Origin of the sequence: Devosia sp., from assembly GCF_036676215.1 — a bacterium.
Taxonomy (GTDB): domain Bacteria; phylum Pseudomonadota; class Alphaproteobacteria; order Rhizobiales; family Devosiaceae; genus Devosia.
Genome location: NZ_JAKFDJ010000234.1, coordinates 1 through 2,142 on the forward strand (window position 1 = coordinate 1; position 2,142 = coordinate 2,142).

The window sequence follows — 2,142 nt, forward strand, 5'->3', positions numbered from 1 at the left end:
GGTGAGTTGGGACAGGACATAGGGCGCGCCGGCGCCCTGGCCGCCGTAGTTGAACTGGCGATTGCCCTCGTCCGAGGTCGCCAGGGTGAACTCGACGGTGTCGTAATTGACCGCGTCCATGCCCGTGAGCTGGCTGCGGTCGATGGCGCGCAGATCCTTGAGTTGCTGGCTGTTGTTGGCCTTGTTCTCGGCCAGCGCCGTCAGGGAGAAGTCCGAGAGTTCCGACTTGGTCCAGGCCAGGACGCCCTTATCGATGCCCAGATAGGTCGGAACCTCCGGCTGGCGGCGGAAGGTCTCGGCCATGGCCTTGTCGAAGAAGGCGTACATCTTGGCGGCCTCGCCCGTGGGGGCGGCGGCGAGGGCGAGCTTTGGCGCGACGGCGGCCAGGCCGAGGGCGGCGGCGCCCGAAAGCAGTTCACGACGGCTGTGCATAGGAGAAGGGTTCCCAAAGGAGTTTGGGGCGCAAGCTACGGTCGAGGCTGCTCGCGGGGCAACGCGGTGGCGGGTTAATTCGCCGTAATGCGGCGATGCACGTCAGAGGTGACGATCGAAATCCATCTGCTGGTGCAGGATGCGGACGACGTCAACGCCGCCGTGGGCCATCCGGTAGAACAGAACGTGGGATCGGCAATTGAGCTTGAAATAGCCCGGCCGGATATGATCGCACGCTCGGCCACGCCTTGGATCGGCCGCGATCGTCTCGATCGCCTGCTGCAGGTAGCGAAGATAAGCCTCCGCTTGGTCTAGCCCCCATTGGCTTCGGCTATAGGTCCAGATGCGGTCGATGTCGGTCCGGGCGCGCGGTGAAAGGACGTAGGCCGTCATCCGCCTTTCGTCTCGTCGCTCCGCTTGTCCGCGATGAATGCGTCGAAGTCGAACGGTGCGGACTGGCCGCTTTCCTCGCCTTCGATCAACGCCGCGCGAAGGGCGTCCAGGTGGGCCTCGCGCTCTTCGAGCAATCGCAGGCTAGCGCGCACGACCTCGCTCGCAGATCCATAGCGCCCGTTGGCCACCTCAGACTCGATGAAGGCGCTGAAGTGATCCCCAAGACTAAAAGATGTGTTCTTTCCCATGCCGTGGATTGTACCAAAATCTGGTACTCGGGCAATGGCCATCTAGTCCAGGGTCCGCCGATACCGTGCCATGGCGAGCGCCGTGACAACGCAGACGAAGGCGACCAGGGCCAGCAGCTCGCGCCACATGTCCTCGACGCCCTGGCCCTTCAGCAGGGCGCCGCGCACCACTCGCAGGAAGTGGGTGACCGGCACCGCCTCGCCGATCGCCTGGGCCCAGCCGGGCATGCCCCGGAAGGGGAACATGAAGCCCGAGAGCAGGATGGACGGCAGGATATAGAAGACGCTCATCTGCATGGCCTGGAGCTGCGAGCGCGCCAGGGTCGACATCAGGAAGCCCAGGGCCAGCGAGCCGACGATGAATAGGCTGATGCCCAGGGTCAGCCCGACCCAGCCGCCCAGCATGGGCACGTCGAACAGGAAACGGGCCAGCAGTAGGATGATCAAGGTCTGGACGATCCCCACCACCACGTAGGGGGCGAGCTTGCCGACCATCACCTCGAGAGGTTCCACGGGGGTGGCCAGCAGACTCTCCATCGTGCCCCGCTCGGCCTCGCGGGTGACGGAGAGCGCGGTCATCATCACCAGGGTCATGGAGAGAATGACCCCCAGCAGGCCCGGGACGATGTTGTAGGAGGTGATGGCCTCGGGATTGTAGCGGCGGTGGACGACGACTTCGAAGGGAGCCGGGCTCCCGGCGCGGTTCCTGAGCGCGCCTTTCAGGTCGTTGACGAGCGCCTGGTTCGGCAGGGCGGCCAGGGCCGCCACGGCGGCGCCGGTGGCCGAGGGGTCTGCGGCGTCCACCTCGATCAGGATCTGGGCCTTGTCGCCCCGGGCCACGCGCCGGGTGAAGTCACCTGGCACGGTGATGGCGAACTGCACGTCGCCGCGCCGGACCATCTCGTCCAGCTCGGCGGGCGAGCGGGCCTGGGCGACGAGGTCGAAGTAGGCGCTGTTGTGCAGGGCCGAGGTGATCGAGCGGGCGAAGACGCTGTCTTCCTGCACCAGCAGGGCGGTGGGCAGATGGCGCGGCTCGGAATTGATCGCATAGCCGAACAGCAGCAGCTGG

The 2,142-nt window shown here is 65.9% G+C and carries 4 protein-coding genes; all 4 read right to left on the reverse strand.

The window, feature by feature from the left end; all coding sequences use genetic code 11:
• Nucleotides 1–432: hypothetical protein (locus V6M52_RS19870; protein ID WP_332702796.1), on the reverse strand; the 432-nt coding region annotated here is incomplete at its 3' end.
• A 102-nt stretch (nucleotides 433–534) separates the two neighbouring features.
• The gene (locus V6M52_RS19875) at nucleotides 535–825 is read right to left on the reverse strand and encodes a type II toxin-antitoxin system RelE/ParE family toxin (protein WP_332702799.1); all 291 of its coding nucleotides are present in this window, start codon (nucleotides 823–825) and stop codon (nucleotides 535–537) included.
• Complete coding sequence (locus tag V6M52_RS19880) at nucleotides 822–1,073, reverse strand: type II toxin-antitoxin system ParD family antitoxin (protein WP_332702805.1); 252 nt, start codon at nucleotides 1,071–1,073, stop codon at nucleotides 822–824. The genes V6M52_RS19875 and V6M52_RS19880 overlap by 4 nt, the downstream gene beginning before the upstream one ends.
• 42 nt (nucleotides 1,074–1,115) lie before the next feature.
• A partial coding sequence (locus tag V6M52_RS19885; RefSeq protein ID WP_332702802.1) for an ABC transporter permease occupies nucleotides 1,116–2,142 on the reverse strand: 1,027 nt, incomplete at its 5' end.

What these genes read in the sequence shown, in the direction of transcription:
- V6M52_RS19880 (WP_332702805.1), bottom strand. Translation starts at nt 1,073, where the DNA reads ATGGGAAAGAACACATCTTTTAGTCTTGGGGATCACTTCAGCGCCTTC.
- V6M52_RS19875 (WP_332702799.1), bottom strand. Translation starts at nt 825, where the DNA reads ATGACGGCCTACGTCCTTTCACCGCGCGCCCGGACCGACATCGACCGC.